The following is a 22010-nucleotide window of genomic DNA, read 5'->3' as shown; positions in this document are numbered from 1 at the left end:
AACGGGCATCAAATTACGAAGCGCGTTACCAGGCCGTTGAGGTCGACGGCCAGCCGCGACAGTTCCTGACTCGCGGCGGAGGTCTGGGTGGCACCGGCAGCGGTCTGGGTCGAGAGATCGCGGATGTTCACCAGGTTCTGATCGACTTCCCGGGCCACCAGCGCTTGCTGTTCGGCGGCACTGGCGATCACCAGATTGCGTTCGTTGATCTGCGAAATTGACGCGGTGATTTTCTCCAAAGCCTGACCGGCGCTGTTGGCCCGACGCAAGGTCAGGTTCGCCTGTTCGGCGCTGCTCTGCAGCGCGCTGACTGTCGCCCCGGTGCCTTGTTGGATGTTGTTGATCATCAGCTCGATTTCTTCGGTGGAATTCTGGGTGCGCTGCGCCAGGGAACGCACTTCATCGGCCACCACGGCAAACCCGCGTCCGGCTTCACCGGCCCGTGCGGCTTCGATGGCGGCATTGAGTGCCAGCAGGTTGGTCTGGCCGGCAATGCCGCGAATCACTTCCAGCACCTTGCTGATGTCCTGCGCCTGAACCGCCAGGCCCTCGGCCTGTTTCGAGGCGCCGAGCACTTCGTTGACCAGCCCCTGAATCGACGTGATGGTTTCGCTGACCTGAACATGCCCGTGCTTGCTGTCCTCGTTCGACGCCTGGGAGGCATCGGCGCTGGACACGGCATTGGCGGCGACTTCGTCCACGGCCGTACTCATCTCGGTGACGGCGGTCGCGGCTTGCTCTATCTGATCGTTTTGCTGTTGCAGACCACGGGTGCTTTCTTCCATCACCGAGCTCATTTCTTCGGCAGCGGACGCCAGTTGCCGGGCCGAGTCGCTGATGCCGCGAATGGTTGTGCGCAGATTGCCCTGCATGTCGGCCAGCGCGTCGAGCAATTGCGCTGCCTCGTCCTTGCCATGGCTGACAATCTGGCCGCTCAGGTCGCCCGAGGCGATCCGGCGCGCGACGTTCAGGGCCTGATTGATCGGCGTGGTGATGCTGCGAGTCAGTAACCAGGCCAGCAACAGTGTGGCGATCAGTGCGACGACGATGATTGCACTGACGATCCATTGAGCACGCTGGTACCTCTGCGCGGCGGCTTGGGCGGCGGCATCGGCACCTTGCTGATTGAAACTGATCATGCCTTCCAGCGTTTTATCGAGGACGCTGCCCTGCGGGGCCAGTTCATTGATGAGGCGGGCGGAGGCCTGCTCCCCTTGGCCGGCATCAATATGGGCGAGGATCTGGTCGAGGATGGCCATGTACTTGGCCGCGGCCGCACTCAGGCCGTCGAGCATGGCCCGTTCCTGGTCGGTGTTCAGCCGCGTCCTGTGATCGTTGAGGCGTTTGAGCAATTCCTGGCGTTGGGCGCTGATGATGCCTTTGCTCTTTTCGCGGGTGGCGGCCTGGCTGTAGGCAATCAGCCGCAGGGATTCCAGGCGGATGGTCGCAATGTTGGCCGCACTGTCGTGGATGCTTTCGATGCTCGGCATCCAGGCCTCCTCAATAACCCGTGCACTCTCGCGAAGCGTCGCCATCTGGCCCAGGCCAAACAGGCCGACCACGACCAGCAAGCCGGCTAAAACGGAAAAACTCAGACTGGCGCGCAAACCTATGCGCATGTTCCTTATAGACATCGAATCTGCTCCTTGGATGTTTGGGGTGGTAGTCCTCGTGTACCGGGGATCTTGTTGTCAGGTGGGTGAGGGGGTTTGTATATCAAAGCGCCACTACTTTGGTAAGGCCTAGCAGGACTAGCCTCGCCAATGACTCATTCGTTATAGGGTCGAAATTACGCTTCTCCTGCACCCGGTTCACTGGCTAAGCTCAACCCTTCCGAATTCCCGCAGAGGTCTCACCATGCCGCAGCAATGGCCAGCCGCCGACATCGCCCGAATGATCCTCGATGGCTTTGACGATTACCGCGAGCATTTCCGTCAGATCACCGACGGCGCCCGAGCCCGATTCGAACAGGCCAAGTGGCAGGAGACGCAATCGGCGTCGGCAGCACGGATCAATCTGTACGAAGAAAAAGTCGGCGAAACGGTGGAGCGACTGCGCATTGCGTTTGACGCCGACACGCTGGACGTCAGCTGCTGGCCACTGGTCAAAAGCGCTTACATCACCTTGATCGACCTGCGTTTCGACGATGAGCTGTCCGAAACCTGGTACAACTCGATCTTCTGCGGGCTGTTCAGTCATGACCTGATCAGCGACGGCTGCATGTTCATCCACACCACGCGCCCAAGCCTGCGCCGTGCGCGCGCCGCCCAAACCCGCACCTACAAACCTCAAGGTCAGTTGTCCGGCATGCTCTCGAGCATTTTTGCCGACTACCGCTTCAGCGAGGATTACGCTGACCTGGCCGGCGACCTGCGCCGCCTCGAAGCACAACTGCGCGAGAACCTGCCGGATTGGGTCTGCAAGGACCCGGAATTGAGCGTCGAACTGTTTTCCTCGGTGCTCTACCGCAACAAGGGCGCCTACCTGGTCGGGCGCATTTACACGCAGGACGAGCAATGGCCGCTGGTGATTCCGCTGCTGCACCGTGAAGGGCGCGGGATTCAGATCGATGCGCTGATCACCGATGAAGCGGACGTGTCGATCATCTTCTCGTTCACCCGTTCGTATTTCATGGTGGATGTGCCGGTGCCGGCGGAGTTCATCGGCTTCCTCAAGCGCATCCTGCCGGGCAAGCACATCGCTGAGCTGTACACCTCGATCGGTTTCTACAAACACGGCAAGTCCGAGTTCTACCGGGCGCTGATCAACCACCTGGCCAACACCGACGACCAGTTCATCATGGCGCCCGGCGTGCGCGGCATGGTGATGAGCGTGTTCACGCTGCCGGGTTTCAACACCGTATTCAAAATCATCAAGGACCGTTTCTCACCGTCGAAAAACGTCGACCGTGCGACGGTGATCGAAAAGTACCGATTGGTGAAAAGCGTCGACCGGGTCGGGCGCATGGCCGATACCCAGGAATTCGCCGATTTCCGTTTCCCGCTGAGCAAATTCGATCCGGCGTGCCTGGAAGAACTGCTGCAAGTGGCCGCGTCCACGGTGTCGGTGGAGGACGACACCGTGCTGATCCGCCACTGCTGGACCGAGCGGCGGATGACCCCGTTGAATCTTTACCTGGAAAACGCCAACGAAGCGCAGGTGCGCGAGGCGCTGGAGGATTACGGTCTGGCGATCAAGCAACTGGCGGCGGCGAATATCTTTCCGGGCGACATGTTGCTGAAGAACTTCGGCGTTACGCGGCACGGCCGGGTGGTGTTTTATGATTACGACGAGATTTGCTTCCTGACTGAGGCCAACTTCAGGCATATCCCGCAACCGCGTACGCCGGAAGACGAGATGGCGTCCGAGCCCTGGTATTCGATCGGGCCGCTGGATGTGTTTCCCGAGGAGTTTCCGCCGTTTTTGTTTGCCGATTCGGGACAGCGCAAGTTGTTCGATCAACTGCATGGCGAGTTGTACAACGCTGATTACTGGAAAAGCCTGCAAGCCGCGATTCAAGCGGGGAAGGTGATTGATGTGTTCCCGTACCGCCGCAAAGGCCGGGATAACGAGTAGCCGCAGAGCGGTCCCTTAACCCTGTAGGAGCTGCCGAAGGCTGCGATCTTTTGATCTTGATCTTTTCACCATGTTTGAAAAACAAGATCAAAAGATCGCAGCCTTCGGCAGCTCCTACAGGTCAGCCTGTCACGAACACCCGCAATCCATACCAAATCTGCGACAATCCGCCCCCTGCGCCACTAGACAACTTATTGCGTACCTGATGACTGACGAATCGCCTTCCATCGACAAACTGCTGAAAAACCTCGATCACGCCATGCTTGCCGACCGCCACCGGCTGCGGCGGCAGTTGCTTGAGCTGCGCAAGAAACCTGACGAAGCCAAGCTGGCGCAGTGGGTAACGCGTACACAGGCGTCCTGTGATCAGGTGTTGGCGCGGCGTGCCAGCCTGCCGGTGATTCGTTACGACGACAGCCTGCCGATCGCCGCCAAGCGCGACGAAATCAAAGAGGCGCTGCTCAAGCATCAGGTGCTGATCATTGCCGGCGAAACCGGTTCGGGTAAAACCACCCAGTTGCCGAAAATCTGCCTGGAAATCGGTCGCGGCCAACATGGCCTGATCGGTCACACTCAGCCGCGCCGAATCGCCGCTCGTAGTGTGGCCAGTCGGGTTGCCGAAGAACTGGCGACACCGTTGGGGGCGCTGGTTGGCTATCAGGTGCGGTTCGAGGACCAGAGCGATTCCAACACCCTGATCAAACTGATGACCGACGGCATCCTGCTGGCGGAAACCCAGAACGACCGTTACCTCGAACGCTACGACACGATCATCGTCGACGAAGCCCACGAACGCAGTCTCAACATCGACTTCCTGCTCGGTTACCTGAAAACCCTGCTGCCTCGTCGTCCGGACCTGAAAGTCATCATCACCTCCGCGACCATCGACCTGGAACGCTTCTCCAAGCATTTCGATGACGCGCCGATTGTCGAAGTCTCTGGCCGCACCTTCCCGGTGGAGACCTGGTATCGCCCCCTGACGCTGGAACAGGACGAGGAGGGCAACCGCGTCGAGGACGACTTGACCGTGGATCAGGCGATCCTCGCCACCCTCGACGAAATCGCCGCGTTCGAACGCAGCGAGCGCAAGAGCCCCGGTGACGTGCTGGTGTTTCTGCCCGGCGAGCGCGAGATTCGCGACGCCGCCGACATGCTGCGCAAGGCCCAGCTCAAGCACACCGAAATCCTGCCGTTGTACGCACGGCTTTCGCCGGCCGAGCAGCAGCGGATTTTCCAGTCGCACCCGGGCCGCCGCGTCGTTCTGGCAACCAACGTCGCCGAAACCTCGTTGACCGTGCCGGGCATTCGTTACGTGATCGACAGCGGCACCGCGCGCATCAGCCGTTACAGCTACCGCGCCAAGGTCCAGCGCCTGCCCATCGAAGCGATTTCCCAAGCCAGCGCCAACCAGCGTAAAGGTCGATGCGGTCGGGTCGAACCGGGCATTTGCATCCGCCTCTACAGCGAAGAGGATTTCATGGGGCGCCCGGAGTTTACCGACCCGGAAATCCTGCGGACCAACCTCGCCGCCGTGATCCTGCAGATGCTGCATCTGCGCCTCGGCGAGATCACCGACTTCCCGTTTATCGAGCCGCCGGATGGCAAAGCCATCAGTGACGGTTTCAACCTGCTGCAAGAACTCTCGGCAGTGGACCGTAACAGCCAGCTGACCCCGCTCGGCCGCAATTTGGCGCGGCTGCCGGTGGACCCGCGCATGGGCCGCATGCTGCTGGAAGCGGCGAAACTGGGCAGCTTGCAAGAGGTGTTGATCGTCGCCAGCGCCATGTCGATTCAAGACCCGCGCGAGCGTCCGCCGGAGCGTCAGCAAGCAGCGGATCAGGCCCACGCACAATGGAAAGACGTGGACTCGGACTTCGCCGGGTTGGTCAATCTGTGGCGTGGTTTTGAAGAACAACGCCAGGCGCTGACGGCGAGCCCGCTGCGTAACTGGTGCCGCAAAAATTTCCTGAATTACCTGCGTCTGCGCGAATGGCGCGACTCGCACCGTCAGTTGAGCCTGATCTGCCGCGACATGCAGTTGAGCATCAACAAAGAGCCCGCGGATTACCCGAAACTGCACAAAGCCGTGCTTTCAGGTCTGCTCAGTCAGATCGGTCAGAAAACCGATGAAGGCGATTACCTCGGCGCCCGTCAGCGGCGCTTCTGGATTCATCCGTCATCCGGTCTGGGCAAGAAGCGTCCGCAATGGCTGATGACCGCCGAGCTGGTGGAAACCACCAAGCTTTACGCGCGGATGGTCGCCAAGATCGATGCCGACTGGATCGAACCGCTGGCCGGGCACTTGATCAAGAAAAACCACTTCGAACCGCATTGGGAGAAAAAGCGCGGTCAGGTCGTGGCGTTTGAGCAGATCACTTTGTTCGGGCTGATCGTGGTCGGTCGTCGACCGGTGCATTACGGCCCGATTGATCCGGTGGTGTCCCGTGAGTTTTTCATTCGCGAAGGCCTGGTGCGCGGCGAAATTCAATCCAAAGCCAAATGCCTGACGGCCAATGCGCAGTTGCTGGAGCAGCTCGACGAATTGGAAGCCAAGGCTCGCCGTCGCGACATTCTGGCCGACGAAGAAACCCTGTTTGCCTTTTACGACGCACGACTGCCGGCGGAGATCCACCAGACCGCGACCTTCGACAGCTGGTATCGCGTCAACAGCCAGAAAGATCCACAGTTGCTGATCATGCGCGAGGAAGACGTGCTGGCCCGTGAGGCGAGCGAAGTCACCGCCTTGCATTACCCGGACACCTTGCACATCGGCGATCTGGAGCTGGACCTGAGTTATCACTTTGAGCCGAACCATCCGCGCGACGGTGTGACCCTGCGTGTGCCGGCGCCGCTGTTGCCGATGCTGCCACCAGAGCGTCTGGAATGGCTGGTGCCGGGCGTGATCGAGGCCAAGTGCATCGCGCTGGTTCGCAACCTGCCCAAGGCGCTGCGCAAGAATTTCGTGCCGGTGCCGGACTTCGTCAAAGCCGCGTTGCAGCGCATGACCTTCGCTGAGGGCTCGTTGCCTCAGGCGTTGGGCCGAGAACTGCTGCGTATGACGAGGGCGCGGGTCAGCGATGAAGCCTGGGCCGAAGCGGCGCAACAGGTCGAAAATCATCTGCGAATGAACCTGGAGATCGTTGACGGTCAAGGCCAGTTCCTTGGCGAAGGGCGAGACCTGGCAGAACTGACCGCTCGTTTTGCCGAAGCGAGCCAAGCGGCATTGGCCGTGCCGCACACCGCGAAAAGTCAGCAACCGGTCGAGGCCAAAGTGTTCGCCGCGGTGGCGGAAAAGACTCAACAGAAAATTGCCGGGCTGTCGATGACGGTCTATCCGGCGCTGGTGGAAGAAGCCGGAACCGTCAAGGAAGGGCGTTTCTCGACGCCGGCCGAAGCCGAGTTCCAGCATCGCCGGGCCTTGCAACGCTTGCTGATGCAGCAACTGGCGGAACCTGCGAAATTTTTGCGTGGCAAGTTGCCCGGGTTGACCGAGTTGGGCCTGATGTACCGCGACATGGGGCGCATCGACAGCCTGGTCGAAGACATTCTGCTGGCCAGCCTCGACAACTGCATTCTCGACGGTGAAGACCCACTGCCGCGTGACGGTGCCGGACTGGCAGCATTGGCCGAGCGCAAGCGCGGCGCGTGGACCGAGCACGCCGAGCGTTTGGCGAAGCTGACGCTGGAGATCCTCAAGCTCTGGCACGGCCTGCAAAAGCGCTTCAAGGGCAAGATCGACCTGGCGCAAGCCGTGGCCTTGAACGACATCAAGCAGCAGCTCAGTCATCTGGTGTATCCGGGCTTTGTCCGTGAAACCCCGATGCAATGGCTCAAGGAATTGCCGCGTTACCTGAAAGCGGTCGAGCAGCGCTTCGAAAAAATCGGCGCTCAGGTGCAGAGGGATCGGGTCTGGAGCGGCGAATTGTCCGGCCTCTGGGCTCAATACCAGACCCGCGCCAACAAGCACGTCCAGGAAGGCAAACGCGATCCGCAGCTGGAACTGTATCGCTGGTGGCTGGAAGAATATCGGGTTTCGCTGTTCGCTCAGCAATTGGGGACCAAGGTACCCATCTCCGACAAGCGCCTGAACAAGCAATGGAGCCAGGTCGAGCCCTGAATCCAAACTATGATCACTGCGATCACCGGGATTACCGCGATCTCTGCGATCACCGCGATCACTGCGATTACCGGGATTACTGCGACCACCGCGATCCACTGTAGGAGCTGCCGAAGGCTGCGATCTTTTGATCTTTGTTTGTCGCAACACCAGAAGATCAAAAGATCGCAGCCTTCGGCAGCTCCTACAGTTATTCCGTTGCGCCGCTTTATTTCGCAAAAGGGGCCAAACCCCAGTGTTTATGGCAAACTTCGCGCCTATAAACACCGTCCCCGCGGTTTCAAGCCTTCACCGGCATTGGCGGACTGGAATAAAGCGTTGCCAGGTTTGCCTCTCGTGACGGGAGCAGACTCTTTATGTGTTGGTACGTCGGTGCCAACGCTTTCTGCCTGAACAGATTAGAGAAACGACCATGCATAACGTCGTCATCAGCGGCACCGGCTTGTACACCCCGGCCAACAGCATCTCCAATGAAGAGCTGGTGCAGTCTTTCAATGCTTACGTCGCGCAGTTCAACGCCGACAACGCCGACGCCATCGCCCGTGGCGAAGTCGACGCCTTGATCGAATCCAGCGCAGCGTTTATCGAAAAAGCCTCCGGTATCAAGAGCCGTTTTGTCATGGACAAGGACGGCATCCTTGACCCGAAACGCATGGCGCCACGCTTGCCAGAGCGCTCGAACGACGAGTGGTCGGTGCTTTGTCAAATGGCCATCGGCGCCGCCGAACAAGCCTTGCAGCGCGCGGGCAAAACCGCCGCTGACATCGACGGCGTAATTGTCGCCTGCTCCAACCTGCAACGGGCCTACCCGGCGATTGCCATCGAAGTTCAGGAAGCGCTGGGCATACAGGGGTTCGGTTTTGACATGAACGTCGCCTGCTCCTCGGCAACCTTCGGCATTCAAGCCGCGGCCAACAGCGTGCAATTGGGCCAGGCCCGGGCGATCCTGATGGTTAACCCGGAAGTCTGCACCGGTCACCTGAACTTCCGCGACCGCGACAGCCACTTCATCTTCGGTGACGCCGCCACAGCGGTGATCATCGAGCGCGCGGACCTCGCAACGTCCAAGTACCAGTTCGACGTGGTCAGCACCAAACTGTTGACCAAGTTCTCCAACAACATCCGCAATAACTTCGGTTTCCTCAATCGCGCAGCGGAAGAGGGCATCGGTGCCACGGACAAACTGTTCGTGCAGGAGGGCCGCAAGGTGTTCCGCGATGTATGCCCGATGGTGGCCGAGCTGATCGCTACGCACCTGCAAGAGAACACGCTGAACATCAGCGATGTGAAGCGCTTCTGGCTGCACCAGGCCAACCTCAGCATGAACCACTTGATCGTCAAGAAACTGCTGGGTCGCGAAGCCACTGAAGAAGAAGCGCCTGTGATTCTCGACACTTACGCCAACACCAGCTCTGCAGGTTCGGTGATTGCGTTTCACAAGAATCAGGATGATCTGGCGGCCGGTTCGCTGGCGGTACTCAGCTCGTTCGGCGCCGGTTATTCGATTGGTAGCGTGATTCTGCGCAAACTGTAGGAGCAGCCGGTCGACGCTCGATTGCTCGCGATGGTCGTCAACGATAACGCTGCAAACCTGACACCACGCGGTGCTCTCAGGTTTATCGCGAGCAAGCTCGCTCCTACAGGGGTTAACAACAAAACAGCCTGGCGTTGGTGTATCGGACGGATGATGGGGACCGATACACCAACGCCAGGCTGTAAAAACAGCTCAGGCATCCTTGCCCGAGCCGTGTAGCGGGAATCAGAACTTGGCTTCGGCATCCAGTTGCAGGGTGTTGATGTCGGAGTCTTTCTTGTTGATGTTGGCGTTGGTTTGGTCAGATGTAGCCATGAAGTACGTCGCGCCGAGGTTGAAGTTCTTGTCCAACTCGTAGCTCACTTTCAACTTGCTGCCGCGCGAACCGGTGAAACCGTTGGCGAAGTCGGAGTCGGTGAAGGCGCCGACCACCGCGTTACGCTGTACATCGCGGTAGTTGTAGTCCACTGCGAAGCCGTAGATCTTGGACTTCACACCGGCCAACCAACCCGTGTCCTGGTCGTTGCTCGCGTCTTTGTTATCGACGTACTGACCGTACAACGAGAGCGGTACGGGCAGGTTGCTGAAGTCGAGCTGACCAAAGCCTTCGTACAGTTTGAAGGTTTCGTTCGGGCTGTTGCCGTTGACGGCCAGTGCGCATGGCGCGGTGACGGTGCCGGTGGTAGGGCAGGCGCTGTTCGCGTCGTTGTCGTACGAATAGATACTGCCGCCCAAGGTCATTTTCATGCTGTCGGTGATGGCGAAGCGCGCACCCAACTGGCCAGCGTACAGGCGCAGGTCGTGTTTGAACTGCACGCCTTCGCCGTCGACGTTGTCCTTGAGGGTGTAGTGACCGGCGCTACCGAACAGCTCGGTGCTGCCGCCCAGCGGGTATTTGTAGGTCGCTGCCAGACCTTCCGGGTTGATGTCGCTATCCCAGATGATGTCGCCCATGCTCACCCATTGTTGCGGCATCTTGCCGCCAACGAGGTGCAGGTTCTTGATGGCGTCCGGGTGGTAGTCGACGTAACCCTGGTCCAGCCAGATCGACTTCTTGTCGAAGTAGTTGTTCAGGTCCTGGTTGGTGGAGCGAGCGTCATCGTTGCTACCCGTGGCAATACGAATGCCGGTGTCGACTTGCGGGTTGATTTCGCTGTAGGCACCCAGACGGGCGCGAATACGCTGACGATTCTGGTCTTTATTGTTTGGAACGTCATCGTTTTGGACCGTTTCCTGACGGAAACGAACGTCACCCTTGAACTGGGTCTTGGCAGCCCACGCCAGTTTTTGGTCGAAGGTGCTCAGTTCAGTGGTTTTCTTCGCCGTCGCTGCGATCTGCTCGTTGGTCTCTTGCTGAGCCTGACGCGCGACCTGCTGATCTTTCTGATCCCTGGCCAACTCGGCTTGCAGTTCGCTGTACTGCGCGTTGGTAATCGAGCCGTTTGCCTTAAGCATGTCGAGCAGTTTGGCGTCGACTGCGGCGCTGGCCGGAACACTCATGGCCAGCAGCAGCCCGCCACACAGGGCCGCCGCAGTTTTCGTGGAAGCAAGACGCATATCAATCTCCGGAGATGAAAAGGGATGACTTGGCCATCCAGGACACAACCGACCGTTGTCGGACGGAAAACAGTGGCCGGGTAGAACCCGACGTTCTAAAAACTGGCGCCAGTATCGCGATGGTTTATGACAAAGCAGTGGCAAAGTGATGGCGACTAGATGACGATAAAAAGTACGAATGAACTTTCTATTCCGGGCTTTGTCGGCGAATCACGGGTGTGGATTACGCCCCGATAAGCGATACTCGCGGGGCTGACACGCGAAGAAGTGGAGAGGTAGTTGATGCCGTTGCAACGTCTGGAAAGTCTGTCCGAAATCGCACCGCAGACGTGGGACGCCCTCGTACCCGAGAGTCAGCCGTTTCTGCGGCATGCCTTTCTCGGTGCCTTGGAAGACAGCGACAGCCTGGGCCCTCATTCCGGCTGGCAACCCGAGCACTTGCTGCATATAGAAGGTGATCGGCTCATCGCCGCGCTGCCCAGTTACCGCAAATGGCATTCCTACGGCGAGTACGTGTTTGATCACGCCTGGGCCGATGCCTGCGAGCGCGCCGGCATCGAGTATTACCCCAAGCTATTAACTGCCGTGCCGTTCAGCCCGGTCAGCGGGCCACGTTTGTTGGCCGCTAATGTCGAGGACGGTTTCGAGTTACTGAAGAGCCTGCCGGGCTACCTTGAAATTGAACAACTCTCCAGCGCCCACATCAACTTCACCGATCCGTTTACCGATGCCGCATTAGCCGAACAGCCGGGTTGGTTACAGCGAATCGGTTGTCAGTACCACTGGCAGAACCGCGGGTATCGGGACTTTCAGGACTTCCTCGATGTGCTCAGTTCGCGCAAACGCAAGCAGATGCGCAAGGAGCGCGAGCAAGTGGCGGGGCAGGGCATTGAGTTCGAATGGCTCGAAGGTCGGCAATTGACCGAGGCACAGTGGGATTTTGTCTATGCCTGCTACGCCAATACCTACGCGGTGCGTCGGCAAGCGCCGTATCTGACGCGGGAGTTTTTCAGTCTGTTGGCCGAGCGCATGCCGGAATCGATTCGCGTGGTGTTGGCCAAACAAGGCTCACGCCCGGTGGCGATGGCGTTCAGCCTGGTGGGGGGCGACAGTTTTTATGGTCGTTACTGGGGATGCCTGGCGGAGTTCGACCGTCTCCATTTCGAGACCTGTTTTTACCAGGGCATGGATTACGCGATTGCCAACGGCTTTCAGCGTTTTGATGCCGGTGCTCAAGGTGAACACAAGTTGATTCGCGGGTTTGAACCTGTGATCACGCATTCCTGGCACTACTTGCGCCATGCGGGGTTGAAAGCCGCCGTCAAAGACTTCCTCCATCAGGAGCGCCTTGGGGTGCTGGCGTATGCCGAGGAGGCGAAGACCGCCTTGCCTTATCGGCAAGACTGATTCCTGGCGAAACATGTATCGGTGAAGCAAGATCAAAAGATCGCAGCCTGCGGCAGCTCCTACAGGGAACGCATTCCACTGTAGGAGCTGCCGCAGGCTGCGATCTTTTGACTTTGAGAGGCCAACACGGAGCAGGACCTGAGCGAGGCACCGAACGGATATGCCCCTCAATCAATCCCGACAAACCCGCCCGTCTGGTGCTGCCACAACCGCGCATACAACCCGCCATGGGCCAGCAGTTCAGCATGGCTGCCGGTTTCGGCGATCTTGCCGTTTTCCAGCACCACCAACCGGTCCATCCGGGCGATAGTCGAAAGCCGGTGGGCGATGGCGATCACGGTTTTTCCCTGCATCAGGGTTTCCAGGCTTTCCTGGATCGCCGCTTCGACTTCCGAATCCAGCGCCGAGGTGGCCTCGTCCATGATCAGGATCGGCGCGTCCTTGAGCAGCACCCGGGCGATGGCGATGCGCTGACGCTGGCCGCCGGAGAGTTTCACCCCGCGTTCACCCACATGGGCATCAAAACCGGTACGACCTTCAGCGTCCGACAGCAACGGGATGAACTCGTCGGCACGGGCCTTGTGCGCCGCTTCCCAGAGTTCGGCGTCGGTGGCGTCGGGTTTGCCATACAGTAAATTGTCGCGAATCGAACGGTGTAGCAGGGAGGTGTCCTGAGTGATCATGCCGATGCGCTCGCGCAGACTTTCCTGACCGACCTCGGCGATGTTCTGGCCGTCGATGAGGATACGCCCGCCTTCCACGTCGTAGAGGCGCAGCAGCAGGTTGACCAGAGTGGACTTGCCTGCACCGGAGGGCCCGATCAGGCCGATTTTCTCGCCGGGTTTGATCGTCAGGTTAAGGTCGCCAATGATTCCGCTCTTCTTGCCATAGTGGAAATCCACATGCTCGAAACGCACTTCGCCACGGGCCACGCTCAGCGGTTTGGCCTGATCGCGGTCGGTGACGCTGACCGGTTGGGCGATGGTCTGCAACCCGTCTTGAACCATACCAATGTTTTCGAAGATACCGTTGACGACCCACATGATCCAGCCGGACATATTGACGATGCGGATCACCAGGCCAGTCGCCAGGGCAATGGCCCCCACCGAGATCAGTGACTGTGTCCACAGCCACAGGGCGAGGCCGGTGGTGCCGACGATCAGCAAGCCGTTCATGCTGGTGATGACCACGTCCATACTCGTGACGACGCGGCCGGCCAGTTGGGCTTTTTCGGTCTGTTCTTCGATGGCTTCCTTGGCGTATTGCTGTTCGAAGTTGGTGTGGGCGAACAGCTTCAGGGTGGTGATGTTGGTGTAGCCATCGACAATCCGCCCCATGAGTTTGGAACGCGCATCGGACGACACCACCGAGCGTTCCTTGACCCGCGGCACGAAGTAGCAGAGCGCGCCGATGTAGGCGGCGATCCAGGTCAGCAGCGGGATCATCAGGCGCCAGTCGGCTTCGGCGAACAGCACCAGCGAACTGATCGCATAGATCAGCACATGCCACAGCGCATCCACCGCCTGCACGGCCGAATCGCGCAGCGAGTTGCCGGTCTGCATGATGCGTTGGGCGATGCGGCCGGCGAAGTCGTTCTGGAAGAAATTCAGGCTCTGTTTGAGCACGTAACTGTGGTTTTGCCAGCGGATCATGCTGGTCATGCCGGGGCTCAGGGTCTGGTGCACCAGCAGGTCATGCAAGCCAACGAACACCGGGCGCAGAATCAGCGCAACCACGGCCATCCAGGCCAGTTCGACGCCGTGGTCCTGGAAAAAATTGACGTTGGGTGTGCCTTGGGCGAGATCGATGATGCGGCTCAGGTAGCTGAACAGCGCCACTTCGATCAGCGCGCCGAACAGGCCGACGATCAGCAGGGCGACGAAACTCGGCCAGACCTGCTTCAAGTAATAGGTATAAAAAGGGAGAACCCGATCCGGAGGAGCCGCCGTCGGTGCATCACGAAAAATGTCGATCAGTTTTTCAAAACGGCGATAAAGCATCAGTTCTCCGCCCGCGCACGGGCTCTCCTTTGAACAGTACGAGCGGCGCACTCCGGCAGCCGCTCAAGACGTCCTGTGTAGCTTAGTCGATGCGCTTGGCCGACTTGATGAACACAGGGTCGGCCGGCACATCTTTCATGCCGCTTTTGGTGGTGGTTTGGGAGTTGACGATGACGTCAACCACGTCCATGCCTTTAACGACTTTACCGAACACGGCATAGCCGTCGCCGTTGTCGAGGAAGTCGTTGTCTTTGACGTTGACGAAGAACTGGCTGGTGGCCGAATCAGGATCGGAGGTGCGGGCCATGGACAACGTGCCACGGACGTTTTTCAGGCCGTTGTTGTGCTCGTTCTTGATCGGCTCCTTGGTTTCTTTTTGCTGCATTTGTTGAGTGAAGCCGCCGCCCTGGATCATGAACCCTGGGATCACGCGGTGGAAAATCGTGTTGTTGTAGAAGCCGCTGTCCACGTACTTGAGAAAGTTCTCGGTGCTTTTCGGTGCCTTGACCGGGTCCAGTTCGATTTCGATCTGGCCGTTGGTGGTGTCCAGCAAAACGTGCGGCGCCTTGGCGGGCGTTGCAGCCATCAGGTTGGCGGCAAACAGAACGGAGCCAGCGACGAGGGCGATTTTTTTCAACATGGGTCAGTGATCCTGAGTGTGGTGGTGTCGACTGCGGTGAGAAACTCGAGCAGGGTTTGGTTGAAGTGTTCGGGTTGATCCAGCGGGGTGGCGTGGCGTGAATCGGCGATCACCACCAGCCGCGCATCCGGCAGCAATTTTACATAGGTCTCTTTCAGCGAGACCGGGGTGTAGTCGTGGTCGGCGCTGACGATGAGGGTTGGACAGGTAACCTTCGACAGTCGTTCCTGAACGCCCCAACCCACGATCGCATCGAAGCTGGCGAGATAAGCATGTTTGTCGTTTTTTGCCCAGCGTTCGGCCATTTTTTGGCGTAAATCAGCCTGTTCCGGCTTGGGGAACAGCTTGCTGCCCAAGGCCTTGCCGATGGTGCCCAGACTGAGCGCACGCATCAGGCTCCAGCGTTTGAACCACTGCCAGTAGTCGTCGCGGCTGCGCAGCTTGACCTCGGGCGCGCTGTTGACGATGCACAGGCTTTTGAGCAATTGCGGCTGATCAACTGCTAGTTGAAAGCCGATCATGCCACCCATCGACAGGCCCACATAGTGCGTCGGGCCGAGGTTCAGGTGTTCGATCAGGGCGATCAGGTCGGCGCTGAACCCGGCAATGCTGTAGCGCTCGCGGGGTTTGTCGGAACGGCCATGGCCGCGCACGTCCGGGACGATCACTCGGTGGTGCGCGGCCAGGGCCGGGATTTGTTTTTCCCAGTCCAGCGTGCTCGAGCCCAAACCGTGGACCAACAGCAACGGCGTGCCGTGGCCATATTCCTCGTAGTGCAGGTTGCAACCTTCGTGTTCGAAATAGGCCATGTAATCACTCCATGTCAGGCTTGTTCAGGGGCGGCGAAAGGCGCATCCAGCGGCGCGGTGTCGAACGTGCGCAGCAGGTCGATGAGAATCTGCGTTGCCGGGCCCAGCGGTTTGTCCTTGTTCGAATACAGATAAAAGCTGGGGTTGCGACTGCCACCCTGATCCAACGGTAGCAGCTTGAGCATGCCTTCCTTGAGTTCCCGTTCGATCATGTGCCGAGGCAACCAGGCAAAACCCAGGCCGCTGCTGACAAATGTCGCGGCGGTGGCCAGGCTGCCGACGGTCCAGCGCTGTTCGGCGCCGAGCCAGCCAACATCCCGTGGCTGCTGCCGGCCGGAGTCGCGGATCACCACTTGCATCTGGGTTTCCAGATCCTGGAAGTTAAGTTCGCGGTTCAGACGGTGCAAAGGGTGTTCGGGGTGGGCGACGGCCACAAACTCTACGTCGCTCAATTCCGCGCCAAGGTAACCGGGAATGCTGAGGCCGGTGATGGCCAGGTCGGCCACGCCTTCGAGCAATACTTCTTCGACGCCCGACAAGACTTCTTCGCGCAGCCGCACCCGACAACCACGGCTTTGCGGCATGAACGCGGTCAAGGCGCGGACGAGGCGAGCGCTGGGGTAAGCGGCATCGACCACCAACCGCACTTCCGCCTCCCAACCTTGTTCCATGTGATGGGCCAGGTCTTCCAGCTGACTGGCCTGCTTCACCAGCTGCCGGGAGCGGCGCAGCAATACGCCGCCCGCTTCGGTCAGCACTGCTTTGCGGCCATCGATACGCAACAGCGGCACACCCAGCTGGTCCTGCATGCGCGCCACGGTGTAGCTCACTGACGACTGCGAGCGGTGCAGCGCTTCGGCGGCCTGGGCGAAGCCGCCGTGGTCGACCACGGCCTGAAGCGTTCGCCATTGATCAAGGGTCACGCGGGGCGCTTTCATGAATAGCTCCTCTTGTCCTAAGCTGGCAGCCCTTATTGGAGACTGCCGAATGAAAAAAATCTGTTGTGTGCTGTTGGCGATGCTGCCGCTGAGCGCGTTTGCTTACCCGATCGACGTGCAAAAGCAGCTGAACGGCTTGAGCATCGACTACAACGCGTACGACACGGATAACGACATGGCTTCGATTCAGGTGAACAACTTCGGCAGTACCGATGCGATCTGTAAGGTGGTATTCAACAATGGCCCGGAAGCGCCGCGCACCCGCAAGGTCGAAGTGCCCGCCGGCAAACACACGAACGCCACTGCCAAGTTCACCCGGACCATTATCAAGATGCACATCGACCTGACCTGCACCCCGAAATGACATCAAACCCTGTGGGAGCGGGCTTGCTCGCGAAGGCGGTGTGTCAGATACAGAGATGTTTACTGAAACACCGACTTCGCGAGCAAGCCCGCTCCCACAAGTGACATGCTTCGCTTATAAACGAATTTATTGATGGTTTATAGCAGTTATTTGCGCTTTTTCATCGATATGACTCTGTTTAACCTTCACTCCATCGACCTACAACATTCTCAGATGGAGCCTACATCCCATGTCACGCGTTCTGATCATCGAAAGCAGCGCCCGTCAGCAAGACTCGGTCTCCCGTCAGCTGACCCAGACCTTTATCAACCAGTGGCAAGCCGCGCACCCGAACGACCAAATCACCGTTCGTGACCTAGCCGTCAACCCGGTCCCGCACCTGGACATCAACCTGTTGGGCGGCTGGATGAAACCTGCCGAACAGCGCAGCGACATCGAACAGGCTTCCCTGGAACGCTCCAACCAGTTGACCGATGAGCTGCTGGCCGCCGACGTGCTGGTCATGGCCGCGCCAATGTACAACTTCGCCATCCCGAGCACCCTCAAGGCCTGGCTCGACCATGTGCTGCGTGCCGGCGTGACGTTCAAATACACCGACACCGGTCCTCAAGGATTGCTCAGTGGCAAGCGCGCCTACGTGCTGACGGCTCGCGGCGGGATCTACGCCGGAAGCACCGCGGATCATCAGGAACCCTACCTGCGTCAGGTCATGGGCTTCATCGGGATTCACGATGTGACCTTCATCCATGCCGAGGGCATGAACCTGGGCGGCGACTTCCAGGAGAAAGGCTTGAACCAGGCCAACGCCAAGCTTGCCCAGGTCGCCTGACCCGTTAATCGCCAGATAATCGCTGGATGTTCTAGTGACCTGGCGCAACCCCTTCAAAGCTTTACGCGCATCGAACCTCCCTTTGCACTTGTTGCTCCTGAGTGCTGTAGCCCGATTGAACGCATTGGCGAGATCGGGCTTTTTTTTGCCTGCGATTTAATAACCGAACACACAACCCCTGTGTAGGAGCGAGCTTGCTCGCGATGGAGTGTCAGTCGACACAATGTTGCCTGACACTCCATCGCGAGCAAGCTCGCTCCTACATTATTGGGTTTTGGTTGGCTGACGTTCGCGATATCGGGCAAAAACCGATATCGTCGCCGCCATTCGAAACGAGGCGAGCATGGGCTATCTACTTTTTGTCACGCTGATTCAGGCGTTTTCGTTCAGCCTGATCGGTGAATACCTGGCCGGTCATGTCGACAGTTACTTCGCGGTGCTGGTGCGGGTAGTGCTGGCGGGGCTGGTGTTTATTCCGCTGACGCGCTGGCGCCAGGTCGAACCGGCGTTCATGCGCGGCATGTTGTTGATCGGTGCGTTGCAGTTTGGCGTGACCTACGTCTGCCTGTACCTGAGCTTTCGGGTGCTGACGGTGCCGGAAGTGTTGCTGTTCACCATCCTCACGCCGCTGCATGTGACGCTGATCGAAGACGCGCTGAACCGCCGCTTCAGTCCGTGGGCATTGGTCGCGGCACTGGTGGCGGTCGCGGGCGCGGCGGTGATTCGCTACGACCGGATCAACCCGGACTTCTTCATGGGTTTCCTGCTGCTGCAACTGGCCAACTTCACCTACGCCGCCGGGCAGGTGCTTTATAAGCATTTGGTGGCACGCCACCCGAGCGATCTGCCGCATTACCGGCGCTTCGGCTATTTCTACCTCGGCGCATTGGCGGTGGCATTGCCAGCGTTCTTGTTGTTCGGCAAACAGAATTTCCTGCCTGAAGCGCCGCTGCAATGGGGCGTGTTGGTGTTTCTGGGCCTGGTCTCGACGGCGCTGGGTTTGTATTGGTGGAACAAGGGCGCCTGCCTGGTGAATGGCGGGACGCTGGCAGTGATGAACAACCTGCATGTGCCGGTGGGGTTGTTGATCAACTTGCTGATCTGGAATCAGCATGAAGAGTTGGGGCGGTTGGTGCTCGGTGGGTCGGTGATTCTGGCGGCGGTGGGGATCAGTCGATTGGGCATCAGACGCAACGCTCAACTGGTGTAGGAGCTGCCGCAGGCTGCGATCTTTTGATCTTGAACATCAAAAGATCGCAGCCTTCGGCAGCTCCTACAGGGGATTGTGGGGCTACATAATGTGTTTTTCGGGCGCGGGGATGTGGCTCGCACCGAGCATCGCCGGCAAGAGCCCGGCCCTTAGATCTCCGCCACTCGGCTGCTGATAAACACTCAACCCAAACTCCGGCAGCACCGCCAGCAGGTAATCGAAAATATCCCCCTGAATCCGCTCGTAATCGGCCCAGGCCGTGGTGCGGGTGAAGCAGTAGATCTCCAGCGGAATCCCCTGGGCGGTGGTCTGCATCTGTCGGACCATGCAGGTCATATTTGGCTGAATTTCCGGGTGACTCTTCAAGTACGCCAACGCATACGCGCGAAAGGTCCCGATGTTGGTCATCCGCCGCCGATTGGCCGACATCGCCGCGACGTTGCCCTGGGCTTCGTTCCAGGCCTTGAGTTCGGCCTGCTTGCGGCTGATGTAATCGGTCAGCAGGTGAACCTGGGACAGCTTCTGCTCCTCCTCATCGCGGATGAACCGCACGCCGCTGGCATCGATGAACAGGCTGCGCTTGATCCGCCGCCCGCCGGACTGCTGCATGCCGCGCCAGTTTTTGAACGACTCGGACATCAGGCGCCAGGTCGGAATCGAAACGATCGTTTTATCGAAATTCTGCACCTTCACCGTGTGCAGCGTGATGTCCACCACGTCGCCGTCGGCGCCGACTTGCGGCATCTCGATCCAGTCGCCGACCCGCAGCATGTCGTTGCTGGTCAGCTGCACACTGGCGACGAACGACAACAGCGTGTCCTTGTAGACCAACAGAATCACCGCCGACATTGCGCCCAGCCCCGACAGCAGCAACAGCGGCGAACGGTCGATCAACGTGGCGACAATGATGATCGCGCCAAACACGTACAAGACCATCTTCGTCAATTGCACATAGCCTTTGATCGAACGGGTGCGGGCGTGTTCGGTACGCGCATAGATGTCCAGCAGGGCGTTGAGCAGGGCGCTGATGGCCAGCACCAGGAACAGAATGGTGAACGCCAGCGCGACATTGCCGAGAAAGATCAGGCTGGTTTTGCTCAACTCCGGCACCAGGTGCAGGCCGAACTGGATCACCAGGGACGGCGTCATCTGCGCCAGCCGATGAAAGACCTTGTTGTGGCGCAAATCGTTGACCCAGTGCAGCGCCGGCTGGCGGCCGAGCATTTTGGTTGCATGAAGCGTGAGGTAGCGCGCCACTCGTCCGAGGACCAGGGCAATCACCAGTAACACCATCAGCGCCAGGCTGGAATGCAGGAGCGGATGCTGATCGAGGGCGCCCCAAAGGTCTTGGGCGTTGAGCCAGAGCTGTTTGATATCCATGGGCGGAAACGATTCTTCTATAGGTCGCGACAGGGCGATTAGAGCATTTAAGACGCTTTGTATGACGTTCGAGGACAAACCAGGCAACAAAAAAGCCACTGTTTACTGCCGTTTGCATAAAGAAACTCGGCCTGAGCGCCCGAAACCGGTACCCTATGCAGCTGTTTTTTTGTATTTCTTCGAGGTAGCACCCGTGTTTTCCCAATTCGCCCTGCACGAACGCCTGCTCAAAGCCGTGGCCGAGCTTAAATTTGTCGAGCCAACGCCAGTGCAAGCAGCGGCTATTCCGCTGGCGCTCCAAGGGCGTGACCTGCGGGTGACAGCGCAAACCGGTAGCGGCAAAACCGCTGCCTTCGTTTTGCCGATCCTCAACCGTCTGATCGGCCCGGCGAAAGTCCGCGTCAGCATCAAGACCCTGATCCTGCTGCCGACCCGCGAGCTGGCCCAGCAGACCATCAAGGAAGTCGAACGCTTCGCCCAGTTCACGTTCATCAAGTCCGGCCTGATCACCGGCGGTGAAGACTTCAAGGTCCAGGCCGCCATGCTGCGCAAGGTGCCAGACATCCTGATCGGTACGCCGGGCCGGATGATCGAGCAACTGAACGCCGGCAATCTCGACTTGAAAGAAGTTGAAGTCCTGGTCCTCGACGAAGCTGACCGCATGCTCGACATGGGCTTTGCCGAAGACGTCCAGCGTCTGGTGGAAGAGTGCACCAATCGCCAGCAGACCATGCTGTTCTCCGCCACCACCGGCGGTTCGGGCCTGCGCGAGATGGTTGCCAAGGTGCTGAACAATCCAGAGCACCTGCAGCTCAACAACGTCAGCGACCTGAACGCGACCACCCGTCAGCAAATCATCACCGCTGACCACAACCAGCACAAAGAACAAATTGTGAACTGGCTGTTGGCCAACGAGACCTATCAGAAAGCCATCGTGTTCACCAACACCCGGGCCATGGCCGACCGTATCTACGGCCGCCTGGTAGCGCAGGAATACAAGGCGTTCGTCCTGCACGGTGACAAAGACCAGAAAGACCGCAAACTGGCGATCGATCGCCTGAAGCAGGGCGGCGTGAAAATCCTGGTCGCCACCGACGTCGCCGCTCGCGGCCTCGACGTGGAAGGCCTGGACCTGGTGATCAACTTCGACATGCCGCGCAGCGGCGACGAATACGTTCACCGCATCGGTCGTACCGGTCGTGCCGGCAACGATGGCCTGGCCATCTCGCTGATCTGCCACGGCGACTGGAACCTGATGTCGAGCGTCGAGCGCTACCTCAAGCAGAGCTTCGAGCGCCGCACCATCAAGGAAGTCAAAGGCACCTACGGCGGACCGAAAAAGGTCAAGGCCTCGGGCAAAGCCGTTGGCGTGAAGAAGAAAAAGGTCGACGCCAAAGGCGACAAGAAAAAAACCGGCGCCAAGGCCCCGACCAAGCGCAAAATCGCCAACCGCCCGAAGACCGACGCCCTGTCGCTGGTCAGCAAGGACGGCATGGCCCCGCTCAAGCGCCGCAAGCCGGAAGCGCCGGCAGCTGAATAAAGCTGCGTCGCGACCCATAAAAAACCGGACAAATGTCCGGTTTTTTTACGCCCACTGTAGGAGCTGGCGCAGCCTGCGATCTTTTGATCTTTTGATCTTTTGATCTTTT

15 protein-coding genes and 2 pseudogenes are annotated in these 22010 nt (G+C 59.2%); 10 read left to right on the top strand and 7 right to left on the bottom strand.

Going from position 1 to position 22010, the window contains the following annotated elements; translation table 11 throughout:
• Positions 1–8: 8 nt before the first annotated feature.
• A complete protein-coding gene (locus JFU37_RS22925) occupies positions 9–1619 on the bottom strand; it encodes a methyl-accepting chemotaxis protein (RefSeq protein WP_446739606.1) in 1611 nt (536 codons plus the stop codon).
• Positions 1620–1857: 238 nt separating this feature from the next.
• Here JFU37_RS22925 and aceK point away from each other — a divergent pair, with 238 nt between their 5' ends.
• The 5 genes and pseudogenes from aceK to JFU37_RS31150 form a co-directional block, all read left to right on the top strand.
• Positions 1858–3576 carry a bifunctional isocitrate dehydrogenase kinase/phosphatase gene (gene aceK, locus JFU37_RS22920; protein WP_201119138.1) on the top strand — a complete coding sequence of 573 codons (1719 nt, stop codon included), beginning with the start codon at positions 1858–1860 and terminating at the stop codon, positions 3574–3576.
• Positions 3577–3781: 205 nt separating this feature from the next.
• Positions 3782–7693 (top strand): ATP-dependent RNA helicase HrpA, encoded by a 3912-nt coding sequence (gene hrpA, locus JFU37_RS22915; RefSeq protein WP_201119135.1) that lies wholly within the window; start codon positions 3782–3784, stop codon positions 7691–7693.
• A 9-nt stretch (positions 7694–7702) separates the two neighbouring features.
• Entirely contained in the window at positions 7703–8086 is a 384-nt protein-coding gene (locus tag JFU37_RS22910) for a hypothetical protein (protein ID WP_201119124.1), read from the top strand.
• A gap of 19 nt (positions 8087–8105) precedes the next feature.
• Entirely contained in the window at positions 8106–9227 is a 1122-nt protein-coding gene (locus JFU37_RS22905) for a beta-ketoacyl-ACP synthase III (RefSeq protein WP_201119122.1), read from the top strand.
• A 30-nt stretch (positions 9228–9257) separates the two neighbouring features.
• Positions 9258–9335, top strand: a pseudogene (locus JFU37_RS31150) (YqgE/AlgH family protein); the annotation flags it as partial.
• Between the two features lie 117 nt (positions 9336–9452).
• Here JFU37_RS31150 and JFU37_RS22900 read toward each other — a convergent pair.
• Entirely contained in the window at positions 9453–10784 is a 1332-nt protein-coding gene (locus JFU37_RS22900) for a putative porin (protein ID WP_201119120.1), read from the bottom strand.
• A 282-nt stretch (positions 10785–11066) separates the two neighbouring features.
• Here JFU37_RS22900 and JFU37_RS22895 point away from each other — a divergent pair, with 282 nt between their 5' ends.
• On the top strand, positions 11067–12191 hold the full coding sequence (locus JFU37_RS22895) for a GNAT family N-acetyltransferase (protein WP_201119118.1): 1125 nt from the start codon (positions 11067–11069) through the stop codon (positions 12189–12191).
• Between the two features lie 167 nt (positions 12192–12358).
• Here the strand turns inward: JFU37_RS22895 and JFU37_RS22890 are convergent, their stop codons facing one another.
• The 4 genes and pseudogenes from JFU37_RS22890 to JFU37_RS22875 form a co-directional block, all read right to left on the bottom strand.
• Positions 12359–14191, bottom strand: a complete 1833-nt coding sequence (locus JFU37_RS22890; protein WP_201119115.1) for an ABC transporter ATP-binding protein — start codon at positions 14189–14191, stop codon at positions 12359–12361.
• A gap of 82 nt (positions 14192–14273) precedes the next feature.
• On the bottom strand, positions 14274–14831 hold the full coding sequence (locus JFU37_RS22885; RefSeq protein ID WP_201119113.1) for a peptidylprolyl isomerase: 558 nt from the start codon (positions 14829–14831) through the stop codon (positions 14274–14276).
• 3 nt (positions 14832–14834) lie between these two features.
• Positions 14835–15640 (bottom strand): annotated as a pseudogene (locus JFU37_RS22880) (alpha/beta fold hydrolase).
• 14 nt (positions 15641–15654) lie between these two features.
• Complete coding sequence (locus JFU37_RS22875; protein WP_201119109.1) at positions 15655–16578, bottom strand: LysR family transcriptional regulator; 924 nt, start codon at positions 16576–16578, stop codon at positions 15655–15657.
• Between the two features lie 49 nt (positions 16579–16627).
• On the opposite strand from JFU37_RS22875, the gene JFU37_RS22870 reads away from it, so the two are divergent.
• The 3 genes from JFU37_RS22870 to JFU37_RS22860 all read left to right on the top strand — a co-directional run bounded on the left by JFU37_RS22870 (position 16628) and on the right by JFU37_RS22860 (position 18981).
• A complete protein-coding gene (locus tag JFU37_RS22870) occupies positions 16628–16942 on the top strand; it encodes a 3-phosphoglycerate kinase (RefSeq protein ID WP_201119107.1) in 315 nt (104 codons plus the stop codon).
• A 229-nt stretch (positions 16943–17171) separates the two neighbouring features.
• Entirely contained in the window at positions 17172–17771 is a 600-nt protein-coding gene (locus JFU37_RS22865; protein WP_201119105.1) for an FMN-dependent NADH-azoreductase, read from the top strand.
• Between the two features lie 343 nt (positions 17772–18114).
• Entirely contained in the window at positions 18115–18981 is an 867-nt protein-coding gene (locus JFU37_RS22860) for a carboxylate/amino acid/amine transporter (RefSeq protein ID WP_201119103.1), read from the top strand.
• A gap of 81 nt (positions 18982–19062) precedes the next feature.
• Here JFU37_RS22860 and JFU37_RS22855 read toward each other — a convergent pair whose 3' ends face one another.
• Positions 19063–20361: a mechanosensitive ion channel family protein gene (locus tag JFU37_RS22855; RefSeq protein WP_201119100.1), complete on the bottom strand. Its 1299-nt coding sequence runs from the start codon at positions 20359–20361 to the stop codon at positions 19063–19065.
• A gap of 193 nt (positions 20362–20554) precedes the next feature.
• On the opposite strand from JFU37_RS22855, the gene JFU37_RS22850 reads away from it, so the two are divergent.
• A complete protein-coding gene (locus JFU37_RS22850; RefSeq protein ID WP_008153197.1) occupies positions 20555–21901 on the top strand; it encodes a DEAD/DEAH box helicase in 1347 nt (448 codons plus the stop codon).
• The last annotated feature ends 109 nt before the right edge of the window (positions 21902–22010 follow it).

It is taken from the genome of Pseudomonas sp. TH41, assembly GCF_016650695.1.
In the GTDB taxonomy this organism is placed as follows: Bacteria; Pseudomonadota; Gammaproteobacteria; order Pseudomonadales; family Pseudomonadaceae; genus Aquipseudomonas.
This window is presented reverse-complemented; position numbering and strand designations above follow the sequence as displayed.